Origin of the sequence: Bradyrhizobium sp. 27S5, assembly GCF_037217225.1 — a bacterium.
Taxonomy (GTDB): domain Bacteria; phylum Pseudomonadota; class Alphaproteobacteria; order Rhizobiales; family Xanthobacteraceae; genus Bradyrhizobium; species Bradyrhizobium septentrionale.
In genome coordinates, this window is record NZ_CP147716.1 from 1 (window position 1) to 16,599 (window position 16,599).

General features: G+C 59.3%; 7 protein-coding genes and 10 pseudogenes. 7 read left to right on the plus strand and 10 right to left on the minus strand.

All coding sequences use genetic code 11. The features are described from left to right. Positions 1-632: 632 nt before the first annotated feature. Positions 633-1,355, plus strand: coding sequence for a 4'-phosphopantetheinyl transferase family protein (locus WDM24_RS43460; RefSeq protein ID WP_176396404.1), 723 nt, complete (start codon positions 633-635; stop codon positions 1,353-1,355). Between the two features lie 255 nt (positions 1,356-1,610). Here WDM24_RS43460 and WDM24_RS43465 read toward each other — a convergent pair. The 4 genes and pseudogenes from WDM24_RS43465 to WDM24_RS44650 form a co-directional block, all read right to left on the minus strand. Continuing rightward, positions 1,611-1,930, minus strand: a pseudogene (locus WDM24_RS43465) (ISL3 family transposase); the annotation flags it as partial. Positions 1,931-1,955: 25 nt separating this feature from the next. Then, a complete protein-coding gene (locus WDM24_RS43470; RefSeq protein WP_176396405.1) occupies positions 1,956-2,291 on the minus strand; it encodes a hypothetical protein in 336 nt (111 codons plus the stop codon). A 146-nt stretch (positions 2,292-2,437) separates the two neighbouring features. Then, positions 2,438-2,623, minus strand: a complete 186-nt coding sequence (locus WDM24_RS43475) for a hypothetical protein (RefSeq protein WP_224944521.1) — start codon at positions 2,621-2,623, stop codon at positions 2,438-2,440. Between the two features lie 311 nt (positions 2,624-2,934). Continuing rightward, positions 2,935-3,157: pseudogene (locus WDM24_RS44650) on the minus strand (IS110 family transposase); the annotation flags it as partial. A gap of 150 nt (positions 3,158-3,307) precedes the next feature. Between WDM24_RS44650 and WDM24_RS43480 the strand changes: the two are divergent. Continuing rightward, positions 3,308-4,673 (plus strand): annotated as a pseudogene (locus WDM24_RS43480) (IS701 family transposase). Between the two features lie 878 nt (positions 4,674-5,551). On the opposite strand, the pseudogene WDM24_RS43485 reads toward WDM24_RS43480, so the two are convergent. Next, positions 5,552-5,853: pseudogene (locus WDM24_RS43485) on the minus strand (integrase core domain-containing protein); the annotation flags it as partial. A 221-nt stretch (positions 5,854-6,074) separates the two neighbouring features. Between WDM24_RS43485 and WDM24_RS43490 the strand changes: the two are divergent. Beyond that, positions 6,075-6,284, plus strand: a pseudogene (locus tag WDM24_RS43490) (integrase core domain-containing protein); the annotation flags it as partial. On the opposite strand, the pseudogene WDM24_RS43495 reads toward WDM24_RS43490, so the two are convergent. Further along, positions 6,254-8,324, minus strand: a pseudogene (locus tag WDM24_RS43495) (recombinase family protein). The pseudogenes WDM24_RS43490 and WDM24_RS43495 sit on opposite strands and share 31 nt — an antisense overlap. Next, entirely contained in the window at positions 8,314-8,553 is a 240-nt protein-coding gene (locus tag WDM24_RS43500; protein WP_176396409.1) for a hypothetical protein, read from the minus strand. Before WDM24_RS43500 ends, WDM24_RS43495 begins: the two are co-directional and overlap by 11 nt. 357 nt (positions 8,554-8,910) lie before the next feature. Between WDM24_RS43500 and WDM24_RS43505 the strand changes: the two are divergent. Further along, positions 8,911-9,090, plus strand: a pseudogene (locus WDM24_RS43505) (IS3 family transposase); the annotation flags it as partial. Positions 9,091-9,173: 83 nt separating this feature from the next. Here the strand turns inward: WDM24_RS43505 and WDM24_RS43510 are convergent. Beyond that, positions 9,174-9,533 (minus strand): annotated as a pseudogene (locus tag WDM24_RS43510) (ATP-binding cassette domain-containing protein); the annotation flags it as partial. 7 nt (positions 9,534-9,540) lie between these two features. Next, a complete protein-coding gene (locus WDM24_RS43515) occupies positions 9,541-9,822 on the minus strand; it encodes a LexA family protein (RefSeq protein WP_166106965.1) in 282 nt (93 codons plus the stop codon). 39 nt (positions 9,823-9,861) lie between these two features. Here WDM24_RS43515 and WDM24_RS43520 point away from each other — a divergent pair. Beyond that, positions 9,862-10,992 (plus strand): annotated as a pseudogene (locus WDM24_RS43520) (IS630 family transposase). Here WDM24_RS43520 and WDM24_RS43525 read toward each other — a convergent pair. Beyond that, positions 10,956-12,068 (minus strand): ABC transporter ATP-binding protein, encoded by a 1,113-nt coding sequence (locus WDM24_RS43525; protein ID WP_338702147.1) that lies wholly within the window; start codon positions 12,066-12,068, stop codon positions 10,956-10,958. The pseudogene WDM24_RS43520 and the gene WDM24_RS43525 sit on opposite strands and share 37 nt — an antisense overlap. Positions 12,069-12,803: 735 nt before the next feature. Here WDM24_RS43525 and WDM24_RS43530 point away from each other — a divergent pair. Then, positions 12,804-14,390, plus strand: coding sequence for a hypothetical protein (locus tag WDM24_RS43530; protein WP_338702149.1), 1,587 nt, complete (start codon positions 12,804-12,806; stop codon positions 14,388-14,390). Positions 14,391-14,602: 212 nt separating this feature from the next. Further along, a pseudogene (locus WDM24_RS43535) lies at positions 14,603-15,802 on the plus strand (IS3 family transposase). The last annotated feature ends 797 nt before the right edge of the window (positions 15,803-16,599 follow it).

The window sequence follows — 16,599 nt, forward strand, 5'->3', positions numbered from 1 at the left end:
TCAATCGGCGTTTGACTGGGACCCCCCTATCGGCATCCATGCCGAAACACAGCCCGGTGAACGTTATTCCCGTCGACTATGCGAGCAAAGCCATCGTCACCTGTCGCTTGGCAGCTTTTGTCCGGACAGACATTCCACTTGCCAACGGCGCGTCTGTCGCTGGATCTCGATCCTCGAGGTGCTCGGTAGCTACGGGTATCAGTTTCAGTTGTCCCGTTCGCAACGTGGTGTGAGCGCGGCCTTTTTTGGATCGCGCCGTTGCTCGGAGGAATACCCCCAAGGTGCGGATCTTCCGGTCACCATCAGCTGCCAGAATACGTTGGCCGGCCTCTTTGGCAGTGATATCTCGTGTCCGTCAATCGATCGAGGTTTGCTCTCAACCTGCGTATCACATTTCATCGACAATGAATTTCTTCCTCGGGTCAGATCCTTCCATTGAGCCGCCAATACGACAATTTCTCCTGGCTCGGCATTCGGGCTTGACCGGATTTCCGAAAATGACGTTTTGCTGTTATCGACGTATCTGACCGGTTGCCGGGATTCGCACTCGAACGGCGGGCACCTCCAGACGCCTGCGGCCGGAAGTGCGGCGTGATCGTGGCGGGCCGGTCCCGCTCGCGTCAGGTGAAGTAATGATCTGCACCTCGAGATCGACCGAAGTCGCGGTGTGGTGGATGAGGCTGGGCTCTCCTTCGGCCGCAGCTGTCAAGCAATGGCGTGCTTGTCTGGACCCTTCTGAGCAGGCACAGGCGGACAAGTTCTATGTCCAGGCCGATCGATCGACATACGTCGCAGCACATTGGCTGGTTCGTAGCGCGCTTGCATCGGTAGGCAACTTGCCGCCCGCGAACTGGCGTTTCATCGTCGAAGAGCATGGCAAGCCCAAGATCGATCGAGCCCTCGGCCGGTCCGAACTTCGGTTCAATCTGTCGCATACCAGGGGCTTCGTTGCCTGTGCGGTCAGCGTGGGCGTCGACGTCGGGATCGACGTTGAGACGCTCACGCCGAGCCGGGCGAGCCTCGATATCGCTGAACGCTATTTCAGCCCGTCGGAGGTCGCCATCTTGCGCGGCGCACCGCCAGACGAGCAAGCCGAATGCTTCTTCCGTCTCTGGACCCTGAAGGAGGCTTTCATCAAGGCGACCGGCGAGGGATTGAGTCGCCCACTCGACAGTTTTTCCTTCTCGCTGAATCCGGCTTCCATCTCGTTTAGCCAGGGCGAGGCCGATGATGCGCCTCAATGGCAGTTCATCGAGCAGCGGCCGAGTCCGCAGCATGTGCTGGCCCTCGCGGTCCGAAAGCCAGCATCTTGTCCGCTGACCCTATCTGTTTGTCAAGTACGCTCGCCCGAATGAGCGTAAGCCCGTATGTCCGCCTCTGCCGATGAGGTGGCTCGCCCTACGCTGCGCGTCCGAGGGTTGCTCGGGCGGTCCGAGCCAATCCTCATCACAGGATGAGAGCCGTAGCAGATTTATACGGGAAGCATCGCGAAGCTGAGAAACGCCATCGCTATTGCGGAAACGGCGAAGGAGCCGAGTGGAGGTTTGACGCGAATTCCGGGTCGGACGACGCTAATCGAGCAGCCTCTATCTTCCTTGTGCTCCGTCAAGAGTTCGGCGAACGATCTGCTTGATTGGCGTTCCGCTTTTCGACAGGGTGCGGATTTCACGGATCGTGAGCAGTTTGGATCGATTGTTGTCGCTCCGATTGACTGCGGAATCTGGCGCCTCGATTTGCGGACGGCATCGAGGAATGCTCGAGTGGCGTTCTCCCAAGGATCTGCGACTTGAACCGCGTGCAGCAGAGCCTTTGCCGCAGCTTCGCCATATCCCCGCCGCGATCGCGGGCGACGATCGCGCGTGTGGGATGAACGTCGAGCCAGGCTTGTGCGGTTCGCTGGCTCACGCTCTGGCAGCAGGGTGACGATCCGGGTATCCGTCCGGTGAAGCTTTCAATTACACATTTCCAGCCGCGCCGAGTTCGATATCGGTGAGTCTTGAGAGGCCGCGCCAGATGACAACATTCCTGGCCAGGTGGCCACCCAATCGGGCAAGTTTGGTAAGGTAGAATGCCAGGGTCCCAGGGCGACATCGTCGATTGTCGGCGTCGCTGATGAGTTCATCGAATGCGATCTCGGTGTCCGTCAACACCATCTCGGCAATCCGCTTGAACTTAATTTCCAGCGCGGCTTTCATCATCGCACCCTTGTCGTCCCGAACGTCGATGTAATGCAGGCCTTTGACGCTGGTCTCTTCCATCTCGGCCGTAATCGTATGGCCGCCATCGCTCACCAACGAATCGACGCAGGCGCGGAGAAGGAAGTGAGCGCCAAGGTCTTGCGTCAGGTAAATTCACAGATGTCGCTTTCGCGGTCACCGATATGAATGCAATACTCCGGTTGTCCGAACCGATCGATCGATTGTCTGAGACTGTCGAGTCAACGAATGCTCTCCTTCTTCTCGATGAGAACGCGGGTCGGGTTGATCTTGTTCTTGCGCTGCGCCGTGTGTTCCTGAATGAGGAGAATCGGGCCTGCACAATCATCGTAACGCGTGCGCGTGGCGGCGAAGTGGCCGCTGAGAATGTCGGCTTTCTCTACGCGCCCGTTGGCGGGTGCTTTCATCACGATCATTCTGGCGACTATTCGAGCCGGTCGATCGACGAATGTCGCACCGCTTGAACACATGAAAGCACCTCGCCGTCGCGATTCAGGTGTTCAACAATGAATCACAAGCGATTCATCTGATTCAAGAGTCTTCGATCGAAGCCCCCGCAATTAAAGCAAGCACTTGTGGGTCGTTTAATCGGTCTCCGTTCAAGGTCAATTTGATCTGTCTTCGGTCTCTGCATTCGTTTCGGCGTAGGCGTGGCCGGTTTGTATGCACTCCTCCAGCTTCTGCTGCGCTGACGATTTCCGCTTGTCGGGCGTCACGAACTGATCAGTCGGACCTGATGGCCAAGCTCCGTGAGCACGCGAGCCAATAACGCGCCCCGTTGGAAGCCTCCATGCCGACCAGGCAGGCCGGTAACCTGGCGAAAAAGCTGGCCATCATCGCGACGCAACCTCTTTCGCACAACGACGTTCCCGTGGTTGTTCGACGCCGTGAACTTCGAAGACATACTTCGCCAGATCTAGACCTATCCGAACGACCTGCATGTGGCGTCGCGGACGTAGCGAGCGTGAATAGTCCGGCACCCGTTTTTCCACCGAATCTGCGCGGCCTCCTAATCTTACTGAGTCAGAAAGTCGCGGACGTTTTTGACGACGAATCGGCTACCCGAGGGACTCACGCGAGGGGGAGCTGGAATGGGTAGCCGAAGCGGTAACCAGGGTGAATCGCGATTTACGGCCTAATGTCGAGGGTTTGGCGAGCGTGATCGGGCACGCGGATCGGACGAGACCGCTGAGGGACTACTGTGTTGGCCTGATGCTGCCCGGGGATCGCAAAAGCGTCGAGCCGATGGCGGCGATAACAGCCCCGGAGCGAACGGCGGCCCAGCATCAATCATTATTGCATTTCGTCGGCGCGGGCGGATGGTCGGACGAGAAGGTCTTGAGCAAGGTGCGAGAGATGGTCCAGCCCAAGATCGAGCGACACGGTCCGATCGAGGCCTGGATCATCGATGATACTGGCTTTCCCAAGAAAGGGCGGCATTCGGTTGGCGTGGCACGGCAATACTGCGGTCAGCTTGGCAAGCAGGACAATTGCCAAGTGGCGGTCTCGCTATCGATTGCCAATCATCATGCGAGTTTGCCGATCGCCTACCGTTTGTACCTGCCGGAAAGTTGGGCCGAGGATGAGGATCGCCGAGAGAAGGCGGGCGTACCAAAGGATGTCACCTTCAAGACCAAGCCTGAGATCGCGCTGGAGCAGATCCGGTCGGCGTGTGCAGCGGGCATTGCACGCGGTGTTGTGCTGATGGATGCGGGATATGGGGCCGATACCGCGCTGCGCGGGGAAGTGACGGCACTGGGGTTGCGCTATGTTGCCGGTATCTTGCCGCACACCTCTGTCTGGCCACCAGGCACGAGACCGCTGCCACCAAAGCGATGGTCTGGGAATGGGCGGCCGCCAAAGCTGATCCGGCGCGACGACAAAAATAAGCCCTGCTCAGTCAAGGCGCTCGCGCTCGCGCTGCCGAGAACGGCCTGGCGCAATGTCAGATGGCGCGAAGGCAGTGCTGATTGGCTGACCTCGCGCTTTGCACGCGTTCGGGTCCGTCCCGCTAATCGCGATTACTGGCTGAGCGAGCCCCGTGCGGAGGAATGGCTGTTGATCGAATGGCCTGACGGCGAGGCGGAGCCGACCAAATACTGGTTCTCGACACTGCCTGAAAACATCTCCTTCCGCGCCCTGGTCAACTTCGCCAAGCTCAGATGGCGCATCGAACGCGACTACCAAGAGCTCAAGCAGGAGGTCGGCCTGGGGCATTATGAAGGGCGTGGTTGGCGCGGCTTCCATCACCACGCCACGTTATGCATCGCCGCCTACGGCTTCCTGATCTCCGAAAGGGAGACGATTCCCCCCTCACGACCTCGTCGGCCCGCGTTCGTCAAAGAATTTGCGCTTCCCAAAAATCAAAAGCCGCGGGGCGCTACCGCTCAGAACCGAGCGTCATATTCCGAATTCGATCGCTACCATGCGGCGGCGCCTTACCAGCGCATTGGTTAGCCGGCTACGTAGATGTCCGTGCTGCGCAGTCCAAATCCAGGTCGATGCGCCGTCATGATTTGTGACGCAGTAAGACTAAGCGGCTGCCGGTCTGCCCTATCCATCTGACGACTGGCCCGGGAAAGCGGGGGATTGCCGGCGAAAAATGCGGTATTATGGCGCAAACGCACAAGCTAAATTTGTCTGGCTGAAGCCAGCTTTTAAGTGAACGGTCCCGGTCGGGGCTGGGGGGCAAAAACCGGGACCGCCCCGGGCACGCCCCAGCGCGGGAAGGCACCCAACAATTCTAATGGTTCCGGTTCATCGATGGTTCCAAGCGCCCATTGCTCTCCGCCAACAATCTTTTTCTGGCGATGAGCAATTTTATACAGACGGCCCCGATCTATCCTGTCGTTGGCCACGGTTTTCCGCTGTACGACTTCCGTCGCCCACGTGGGGCATCTGTCTCCGCCAATCCCCTTGGATCGGCCTGATCGCGCGGCTCGATTGACCCCTCCCCTGGGCGTAGCGAACTTTGCGCCACCGTATTGATGTTGATGTTGGCACGTTCCGCGCCTCTGGCCTTGGGTGTCTCCAATCGACAAGTGAACTGCTCGTTCGAAAGTACCGAGCCGGGCCAAGAACGACTCGCTCGACGACGGTGAATGAGGCGTATCACTGCCTCTATCAAACTGAGCCGTGGCATCATCATATGAAACGGGGGGGCCTGGTGCTTCTAAGCTTGACCGAATGCGCTGATCCGAGTGTGCGGGGTTGCAGATTGATTGCGCGCTTACGCGCGACTGCAACCCTGACACCTGCAAAACTCGAATCGGAATTTAAGTTGTGCATCTATCGAACCACAATGTCGGCTTCTAACCAATCTGGAGGAGCGATCATGGATTCACGAATGGACCTGCCACTGAACTTTCATCCAGCGGCATTAGAGTGTCGGGATCTTGGACGCCAAGTGGCGCGGTTGGAGCAACGAACGATCGGCGAAGCTGGTCGGGGTTGCGTAGCCGATCGTCCGTTGCGGTGAGGTGGGCTGCATAGGCCGCGGAGGGTAACATATTACAGCGACGAGTGAGGCTGCCGGAGATTGTCATCGTCGACCCTGTTCTTCGATCTTGGCGCGGGCGCCGCCAAGATCGAAGAACAGGGTCTCGTTGAGCAGCTCATCGCGCATCCGGCCATTGATGGGGAAGACGGCCCCGCTCCCTCGGCGCCGGCGATATGCTGGCGATGGACGAACCCGCTAACAGCAGCAGTTCACCAATGGAAGTCGCGACAATTGGGTTGGACGTTTCGAAGCACGTATTTCACATCCATGCCGTTGATGGCCAAGGCCAAGTGGCCTGTCGCCAACGCCTCCGGCCAGGCGAGATCGTGTCGTTCTTCTCCTCGCTCGTACCTTGCCTAGTCGCCATCAGTATGGACGGCCGGGGCGCCTGGCGGGACAACGTGTTCGTCGAGCGGCTGTGGCGCAGCGTCAAATACGAGGAGGTTTATCTGCGGGCCTACGAGAACGTCAGCGAAGCTCGAGCCTCGATTGGCCGATACCTCAACTTCTACAACCGCGCATCAGAACACCCATCTGTCTATGTTGTTGAAGAGAAGAGAGTTTGCTGATCGGGATGCGATCCTGTGGGGTATCTTGGGTTCTGTCGCGCTCGTTCGGCGATAGACTGAGCGGCAGCTGTTATCAGCGAGGCGCGAGCAAAGATCCACGGGCCGTCCGATAGCGGATGGATGGCTGCGATTTCGCCTGCTTCCGCGGCCAGCCGGAGCGTCTTGGGCGCGACCTTCAGGAGCTTTGCGGCGTTGCTCAGGTTGAGCCAGGGTTCGATCCCGTCATCGGCGGGCTTGAACACCGGGAGGTGGTAGCTCGAGCGCATCGATGTGACGCGCTCGCGGGTCCAGCGATTGCCGTTGCCCGTCTTGAGGCCGTTTCGGTTGAGGAGGCCGGCAATCAGATCGTCGCTGGCGATCAGCACCAGTTGATCGCACGGCTTGGATAATATCGGCGGAAGTGCTGTTGCGCTGTCCGCGCCGGCGCTTGGGCAAGCGCAACTCGCTGTGAGCGCCACCCACCCAGTGGACGATGAGAACGATCTCGGACGCCGCGTCGTCTATATCGGCCACGACCTCATGGACGAGGGTGCGTACAATGCGCTTCTTGAGACGAGCATCCGTCGTCGGCGCATCCCAGACCGTTTTGAGGTTCGAGGCCAGTACGCCGAGCGAAGCTGGATCGGCAATGGGTGCGGGCGTGGCCGCATCATGCATGGCGATCTTGCCCTCGACCTCCGCCGCGTGAGCGAGTGCCCTGTTCCAGCGCGCTTCCAGCTCACTCGCCACCAACCGGTTCGCGGGGTCAGCGGCATCGTATTGCCAGAAAGCCCGGTCGGCGGCATAGCGCGCCGCTTCCAGATCGCGACTGAGCGCATCGCGCACCTGATCCCGCCGTTCCCTGGCTTCCTTGGCGGCAGCGGTTGCAGCGGCGATAGCGCCCGGACCGACGACGCCAAGCAGTGCTTCCTCGATTGCATCATCGACACGCAATCCGCCGAAGGCGATGCAGTGAGGACCGCCATTGTCCATCCAGGCGCGGCTGCAGCTGTAGCGTGGGATATGGTGCTTCATGCCGGAGTACCGGAGTGTGAGCTTGCGGCCGCAGCGCTTGCACCGGATCAGACCGGCCAGCAGCGCGTCACCATGCTTGGGTGCGCCGTGATGCCGACCGGTGGGAACGTTGCTGCTGACCATGGTGCGGATCGCCTCGAACCTCTCCCAGCTCACATACCCGTCGTGGGTGTTGGGCTTCAGCGCCAGCCATTCGTTCCGTGTCTTGCGGCGGATCTTCACGCTCACGCCCCCGGCGCTGTATCCCGCCGCCACAGCCGTCTTACCATAGGCATAGGCGCCGCCGTAGACCGGGGTCTCAATGATCCGGTGGATGGCGGAGTAACTCGGTCGCCGCCAGGCTGTGTCGCCGTTGGACTGCTTCACTGGTAGATCGAGATTGTACTCGTGGAGCCAGCAGAGCGCCTGTCGCGCGCTGCCCAGTTCGTCGACCTTGTCGAACACCAGCTTGATCGCTTCCTGGACACGCCGATCCGGATCTTTCTCATAATGGTCGCCGGCCTTCACGAAGCCGACGGGCGCCGCCACAACCAACTCGCCCCGGCGCGCCTTCTCGTAGCGGGCCGAGAGCGAGCGTTGGCGCAACAAATCCAGTTCGTACTCGTTGAGGCTGCCCTTGAGCCCGAGCAGCAGGCGGTCGTTGCCGTGCCTTGGCGCATAGATAGTCTCCTGATCGACCAGAACGGTATCGACCACGCGGCACATCTCGATGAGTTGCTGCCAATCCCGGCTGTTGCGGGCGAAGCGCGAGACCTCGCGGGCGCAAACGGCACCGACCTTACCGAGGCAAACCTCCGCTACCATTCGCTCGAAACCGGCGCGTTGCACGCCACCGGCGGCTGAACGACCGAGATCATCATCGATCACTTCGATCTCTGACCACCCGAGTGCCGTCAGCCGGTCCCGCATGGCGTATTGCAATGCGCTGCTCTCGCGATTGTGCAACACCTGATGTGCTGAGGATTGGCGCACGTAAAGAATCGCCTTACGCTCCAGATGATGAGGCCTGACCTTGTCAGAGATCATGATCGCCCCCCTTCGCGGGCGGCGTCGCTGTCATCGCAGCATGGTCGAGCATCAACTGCGTCATCAGGCTTGTGAGGGCCGCCCGCGCTTCCCCCGGCAGCTCCGACCATGCCGGCGCGCCGAGGGCGCCGTTCGACAGGCCGCCCCCGAACAGATCCATCTGCTGCTGCAACCGCGGTTGTCGATTGTGTCGGTATCCGCTCCCTGGCATTGCCGTCTCGCGTGACATGAGTCGCTCCCCGATTCTGGTCGTGAGAGCCTCTGGATGCGCCAGAAAGCGGGGCTGCTGATGGCGTTCGATCCTTCAACGCCAGATCGAGAAGCGCAGCGAGCGCCGCAAGTGCATCGATGCTAACAAACGGCTGAGCTGTCAGAAGCTCGGCGTCAGGGCAGGCCGTCCGGTCGAACATCCATGCTGGAACTTCCAGCCAACGGTCTGCTTGCGATCCGTCCAGGGTGCAGCGAAAAACGACATCGTCAACCTTGTCGACCGCCCCATGAACGCAAACTCGGCGACCAAACCAGGGATGATGCCGATAAAGAACCTCGCGAAGAACGGTCCTGTGGGCGTTCTTGAGCCTTGTTGTATAACTACACACGACCGCACTCACAGCTCGGATGGAAGACACCCTCCGAGTTCGCCTTCACCTGCCACCCGCGCCGGGATCTGGCGCTGCGCTATGCCGATGGCTCCGCGCCAGCTCCCGTCGCTACCACCGCCCAACTGGGCAAATCCAATGGCTTGAGCGAACTCAGAACTGGATAAAATCTGGGGGCAAGGTCACATCTCGTCCAGCAATGCGCCTGCAGTGCAGACAATCAACGCGCCGGGCTGATCATCCCCTTCGCCTATGTCAAGGACAAGCCGCAGTCGGTCAGCTCGACCACGACGTCGGTTGTAGAAATGACCCCTTTGCGATGAGTGATTGCCAGCACGGTCACATCTTCCGCTAGGCTGCGAATATGGTCCAAAATGTCCCGCTCGGCTCGTTCGTCAAGCGCGGAGCTGGCCTCGTCGAGAAGAAGGATCGCCGGCTCGCCATAGAGCGCGCGGGCAATAGCAATACGCTGGCGCTCCCCGCCTGAAAGCTTCAAACCGCGTTCTCCAACGGTTGTTTCAAATCCTTCCGGCAGAGCCTCGATAATGGGGAGAATAGCGGCTTTTTCCGATGCACCGCGAAGGCGCACCTCGTCGCGGGGCCGTCCTAGTGGTTCATCACAGTGATTTTGACGTTTTTATTCCGAGCCATTCGAGGATCGGCAAGCTTTCCGGCGGCACGAGAATTTCGATGCTCCTTGGGACGCCGGGTTGACGACGGATGCATCCGTTTCGTTCGAGAGTTACGATCATTTGGTGGACCGAAGGCGGGCTGACGCGGAAGTGGCGCTGGATGTCTTTCTCGGCGGGCGGCTGTCCGAACATGTTGGAATATGTGTAGATGAAAGCGAGGTAGTGCCCCTGCTTCTGGGTGAAGCGCGCGCCTGATTTTTGACTCATGGATCGATTCGTCCCGGTCTTCCGACAAGGAGGCAAAGGATGAATGTCCGTTATCGGGTCGAATTGAGCCAAGCCGAGCGAGACGAACTGACGGCGATGCTCGGCGGCGGCAAGTGCGCCGCCCGCAAGCTCAAGCGGGCGCAGATTTTGCTGGCGGCCGATGGAGGGCGCCGCGACGAGGGGATTGCCCGGACCGTAAGTGTCAGCCTCTCCACCGTCTATCGGACCAAGCGCCGCTTCGTGGAAGGCAATCTGGAGCGGGCCCTGAGCGAGGAGCCGCGTCCAGGGGCGGAACGCAAGCTGACGGGCAAGGAGGAGGCCCTGCTGGTGGCGACCGCATGCGCCAAGCCGCCGGCCGGCCGCAAACGCTGGACGCTGACGCTGCTGGCCAACGCGATGGTCAAGCTCACCGATCACGACAGCTTGTCGGGCGAGACCGTGCGCCGCCGGCTGGCGGAGAACGACCTCAAGCCATGGCGCAGGGACATGTGGTGCATTCCTCATGTCGATGGCGAATACGTCGCCCGCATGGAGGACGTGCTTGACCTCTACGCCGAGAGGCCGGATCCGGCCCGGCCGCTGGTCTGCTTCGACGAGACCCCGGTCCAGCTGATCGGCGAGGTGCGCCAGCCGGTCTCCGCCAAGCCCGGACAGCGCGAGCGCTACGATTACGAGTACCGCCGCAATGGCACCGTCAATCTCTTCGTTACCTTCGATCCACATCGGGGGTGACGCAACGTGAAGGCGACCGAGCGCCGCGCCGCCGTCGACTACGCCCATTGCATGCGTGAACTCGTCGACGTCCATTATCCCGAAGCCGCCTGCATCCGTGTCGTGCAGGACAATCTGTCGATCCATACCGCCGGTGCGCTGTATCAAGCATTTGCGCCCGCCGAAGCCCGGCGCATCCTGCGCCGCCTCGAATTCCACTACACCCCGAAACACGCCAGTTGGCCCAACATGGTTGAGTGCGAGATCAGCGTGCTGCAGCGCCAGTGTCTCGGCCGCCGCATCGACGACCCCAAAAAGCTCCGAAACGAGATCGCGGCATGGCAACGGCAGCGAAACAAGGCGCAAGACCGCATCAAGTGGATGTTCACAACCGACAAAGCCCGCGCCAAACTCCGCCGCGCCTATCCGGCCGTCGTCAAAGAGTCAAAATCACTGTGATGAACCACTAGCAGAATGTTGTCGGCTAGCGACTCATTGAGCAACATCACCTCCTGCGGCACAACAGCAACTGCGGCATACCAATCCGTGTGATCGATGGTCGCTATATCGGTTCCATCGACCAGAATACGGCCGCAGTCTGGCTCAATCGATTTCAGGACGAGCTTGAATATTGTCGACTTCCCCGATCCGGATTCGCCGACAAGGAAGGTAATGGCGCCGCGCCTAGCCAGAAACGAGACATTCGTAACGCCACGACCGTTGTTGTAGGCATAACCAATGCCCTCGAAGGATAGCTGGCCAGCGGAGGGCGTGAAATCATGAGCATGAGATGTTCGCCGCTCTTCTGGTGCGACCCACAGTCTGGCGAGAGGAATGAGGTCGGCTCGCGACCGCGCCGCGTCAGAGATCGCGCGCGCGACCATCTCGAAGGGCATATTGAGTTGGAGTAGAAGCGTGTTGAATAGCACAATATCGCCGATCGTGACCGCGCCGGCCCGGTATTCAGGTATTAGAAGGAGAAGTGTGACGGCAAATTGTAGCGCGATGGCTAAGCCGAGCACGGCTATGTAGGCCAATCGTTGAAACACGTAGGTTCGCCAGTTATCGCGCACTTCCCGCGCCTTCATCGTAAAGCGCTGGCTCGTCCAGGAATGACTGCCGAAATGGCGCAACGTGTCCATGGAGTTCATGACGTTGCCGACGAAACGCGCATTCTCCTGTCCGGCTTCGATGGCCCGGTCCAGAAACACGCGCGCCCGACGCGTGGAACTCCACCCCAATGTAATCGCGACAGCCCCATAAGCGACGACGATTGCAGCGATCTGGATATTGACGAGCACACCGAGAATAGCGAGCGTAAGCAGAAGCTGCGCTGCAGCCGGGATGAATATCATAATTCCAAGCTGGACCAACGTCGTCAACGCGCTGCACCCGCGCGCAGCCGCACTCTGTATCTCCACGGGATTGTGCTCAAGAAGAAAGGCTGAGGTTTTTCTCAGGATGCGATCGAAAAAGCGAGTTGCAGCGATGAAGCCCAGGTTCTCGGCTGTCATGAAGAAAAGATACTGCAGCATGCGCTGCAATGCGGAGGCTATGCCGAGCAGGACCGCATAGCCGGCGAATCCCCAGGCAAACGCGACATGCCTTCCCCCCGCGGGAGGCGATCAATGAGACCCGAAAATACATAGGGGGCTGCGACGCTGCTCGTGCTGGAGATCAGCACCACTGTGGCAACGATGAGAAGCAAGCGCCGATCGGATCGCCAGTACGCATGCAGAAGTTCGGAAACCGGCGACAATGTGCTGTCGTTGACCTGATCTGCGGCGGATCCAGGGAATGGGGCTTTGCTTGCACTGAGAGAGCCGACATGGCCTTGCGATCTGGATTCCATACGATCTCACGTAAAGATGCGGCTCTGCGGAATTTGCTGCCGTTTACCGTTACTAAGCTCCAACCCAATTCTGTCCAGCACCGTCATCCAACCCGCAAATCTTGGTAGGTTGTCGCCCGGCTTCTCACATGAGAGACGCTATAGAGTGGCTCGACACGCTGCCGCGCCACACGACGAGAAGCCCGATCACGCTATCAATAGGAACACGACATGAAGAGCGCAACTGCAGACACGTCTAAGCGGCCATCGCGGCCCGATACAACTGACCTCCCCTTACCGGTGCTGCCACCTCCCACTACTTCGTATCCGAAGGGCCCCTTCCCTAGCGACAGCGCTAACGAAGGTTACCTTTAAGATCATTCTTCACTCTGTTACCGCCTCTCACACGAGAGGCGGTAACGTTTAAGTCGAGGAACAAATGCTCAAGGCCACTCTGAAAATAGCCGACCTGGAAAACTTCGATCCTGTTGTCAAAGGCTGTTCGATAGAGTTTGGTGAAAGCTGCATCTGGCCTTTCCAACATAAGAGTCTTGAGAGCTCGTTAGTGAAGAGCACTGAGCAATGGTTCTTCGTCATACGTGAGCGTCAAGGAGCGGCGGACGGGGCTGGCGTTCATTCGGTCGTAATAGACCATGCGTCTACAGATCAGTTTCGTCAGCACTACCAGAAATGCATGCACTGGCCGCTCGATTTTATCGTGATCGAGGCCGCTCGCCGGGGTCCTCGGTTGCGTGTACGAGCAGGCCATATTGGCAGCCTCCCAATTTACTTCCACGTGGAGGAGCGCGCTCGCACGGTTACGCTCTCCTGGGATTTTGTCGAGTTTTTGGATAAATCGCGAGCGATTGATGCAGAGATTATAGCGCATCACCTGTCGATGAGAACGTTCTACTCTGCGCGACAGGCCTGCGTTGGCGTTAACCTGCTGACTGCTGGCTCCACCTTGTACGTCGACAGATCGGAAACGTCATTTGAGTACGGCGCGACAACTTCATCAGCTCCTGAGCTCTCCGGACGAGAGGAGGGCGATCATGTCCTTGAGTTTTCTGATACTCTTCAGGCGGTTGTTCGTTCGCGGCCGACGACCTTCTGCGCAAGCGCTGTGGAGCTGAGCGGAGGAATGGACTCCGCTTCCGTCGCAATTGCTGTTGGCGAGAGCGTAGCATCGCTAGCATGTGGCGGGATACTATTGGGCGACGGGAGTAGCCCCAAGCAGATTGATCGCCGAGCGAGCACTTTGAGCGCACTGAACTGCCGCGATCACAAAGTTGAAATGTGCGCCCACATGCCGGCGATTGATCTAGATCTTGACCTGAAAGGACGCCTGCCACTCAATTCAGAGTATTACCTTGAGGCGTTCGGGTCACTCTGGGATCGGTTTCGCGGCGATGGCTGCGAAATAATCTGGTCCGGCATAGGAGGAGACGAGCTTTGCGCTCGCTTCAGCAGCGACGAGGGGGAACCCAGATCTCCCTCTTCACCGCATCTGGATATCGCGCTTGGGGTTGCAGAAGACCTGTTGACGAAACGTGGGCTCGACGCCGCTCGTTCATCCTTCCTTTTTAGCGCCCCCCTCAGCGCCACTCTATCCACAACTCTGCTCGCAAGTCTTTGTCATGCTCGCCCACTCGCGACGCGAGGTCTTTGGCCCGTCCGCCCATTCGGCGATCCGAGATTGATCAATTTTGGAGCGAAGCTTCCGTTTGCACTTCGCTCGGGCAAGGAACTCCTCCGTTCTTACTTGCGTGAGCGCTTGGGCTCTGACGTATTTCCACACGGATACGCAAAGGAGACTTTCGCGCTTGTACTGCCAAAGGCGATTGCGGCTCGTGCGGACATAATTTCATCACAGCTTGCTTCTTGCGCCTTGGCCGACTTCGGCTTGGTTTCGCAAGAGGCTGTCATGGCGCTCTTGAACAGGGTGATAACAACACACGAATTTTCCGCAACAAGCACCTTGGCTCGCTTTTTATGGGCGGAACGTTTCGTTCGACAACTCTGTTGATTGCGTTATGACGAACGATCACGCGTCAGAACACCTGCTACAGTGGAGAAGGGTTGCAATTGGGCGTTCTCGCTAGTGGTTCATCACAGTGATTTTGACGTTTTTATTCCGAGCCATTCGAGGATTGAGCCGGTCCCGCAAATCTGAACAGTGCGATAAGTGGAGTTTCTGCCTGACGGCGGGCAAGATTGACCCGCGAATCAGGAGAGACGATGAGCAGACGAGCACGGCGGAACCACACTCCGGCTTTCAAGGCGAAGGTGGCGCTTGCCGCCGTCAAGGGTGACCGCACGCTGGCGCAACTAGCGGAGCAGTTCGACGTTCACCCCAATCAGATCACATCGTGGAAGGGCCAGCTCGAAGGCCGCGCTGCCGATGTTTTCGGTCCGGGCGGCGGGAGTCGGATCGCCGAACCCACCGTCGACGTGAAGTCGCTGCATGCCAAGATCGGCGAGTTGACGCCCGTTTATATCCCACAGGGGGCGCGCAGCGCCCGCTCAGTTTTTTAGAAGGAGCGCTCACCAAGGCGGGATTGCTGAGCGCAAAGCGATGATCGACCGTGAACACGATCTGCCGATCGGCAAGCAGGCGGAAGCTCTGAACATCAGCCGCGGCAGCGTCTACTATCTGCCGCGTCCAGTGCCGCCCAAAGACCTCGCGCTGATGCAAAGGCTCGACCGGATGCATCTGGAGTTTCCCTTCGCCGGTTCGCGAATGCTGCGAGGCCTGCTGGCTGCCGAGGGGTGCAAGATCGGCCGCCGGCATGTCAAAACGCTAATGCGGCGGATGGGGATAGAGGCGCTCTATCGCCGTCCGCGCACCACGCAACCCGAGCCCGGCCACAAGATCTATCCGTACCTGCTGCGTGGTATGGAGATCACGCGTCCGAACCAGGTCTGGGCGATGGACATCACCTACATCCCGATGGCGCAAGGCTTCGTCTATCTGGCCGTGGCGCTGGAGCTGGACTGGGCGACCCGCCGGGTTCTGTCGTGGCGGCTGTCGATCACCATGGAGGCTGCATGATGATGTCGCGCTCTTGACCGCTGAATCGACAAGCGACGACAACGCGTTGAGCGCTTCCAGGCTGACAAAGGGCTCTGCCGTTAGGCTGCCACCGCGAGCACATGCCGCGCGGTCGAACATCCAGGATGGGATCTCCAGAAAACGCCGCGTCTCCGATCCATCCAGCGTGCAGCGGAAAACAACGCCGTCCGCCTTGTCGATCACACCATGGACGAAAACCTCGCGGCCTGCCCAAGGGTGATGCCGGTACAGAACCTCACGGCATACGGTCCCGTGGGCGTTCTCAAGCCTTGTTGTACAATGGCCGGCGTCCCCACTCGAGCCTTGACCGCGGCGCTCCGGATCAAGCCTACTTCAACTCGCTGCCGCTCCGCATGGCAGCCTAACCACGGCAGACGCTCCACCTATCAACGCGGAAATTCTGTCCAAACAACCGGGGCCAGCTCTGTCATTGATCGGCAGGCGTTTGAGGCCAGCTTCTACGCATTGTTGGAAAAGTGGAGGCTGCGTCGGTACACGCCGTGATCAAAATAGACGTCAGTGCAAATCAAGGCGCTTGAGCCGGCCTTACGATCAATTGCAGACCGATGCGTGATCACCATTCCTATTTGGTGGCGCCTGCTCCGGCGCGATCGATGACCCAGGCCACCATGTTGCCCTTGGCCTCTTGAGCCTGCACGTGCCGGAGGGCCTCGGAGTAGGTTAGTAAGGGCGTTTTGTCGCGTCCGTGACACGGTGATGTTCGGCGGCGTGCCGCCGCACTCAGTTAAGCCGTTGAATAGATAGCAGAACGCTTTTCTGGGCTGTTCCTATGCAGTTGGCACGATTCTTGATTTTCTTGCCAGCATCGCTCACTCATCCTAAGATTTGGAAAGGACACAGCAATGAAGGCCGATATCTCAGCCTTGGGTCTAACTGAACTAACTCCTGAGGAAGCATCTGCTACTTCGGGAGGCGTGCTTTGGGGGGTTGTGTTTGCAATTGTCGGCGTTGTTGGGATGGCAGCTGCCGCAATAGGTGGATATATAGGGGGCGGTCCACGTTGAGGATAAGCTCGGGACGCTTACAGGCGAAATCGTTGCCAAAACCGCATTGCCTCAAACGGCGTTGATGACGGTAAGCCGGTCCCTCTTATCCACGCGGGAACGACAGAAGGACGTTCGCTTTGTCAATCGGCGTGTCC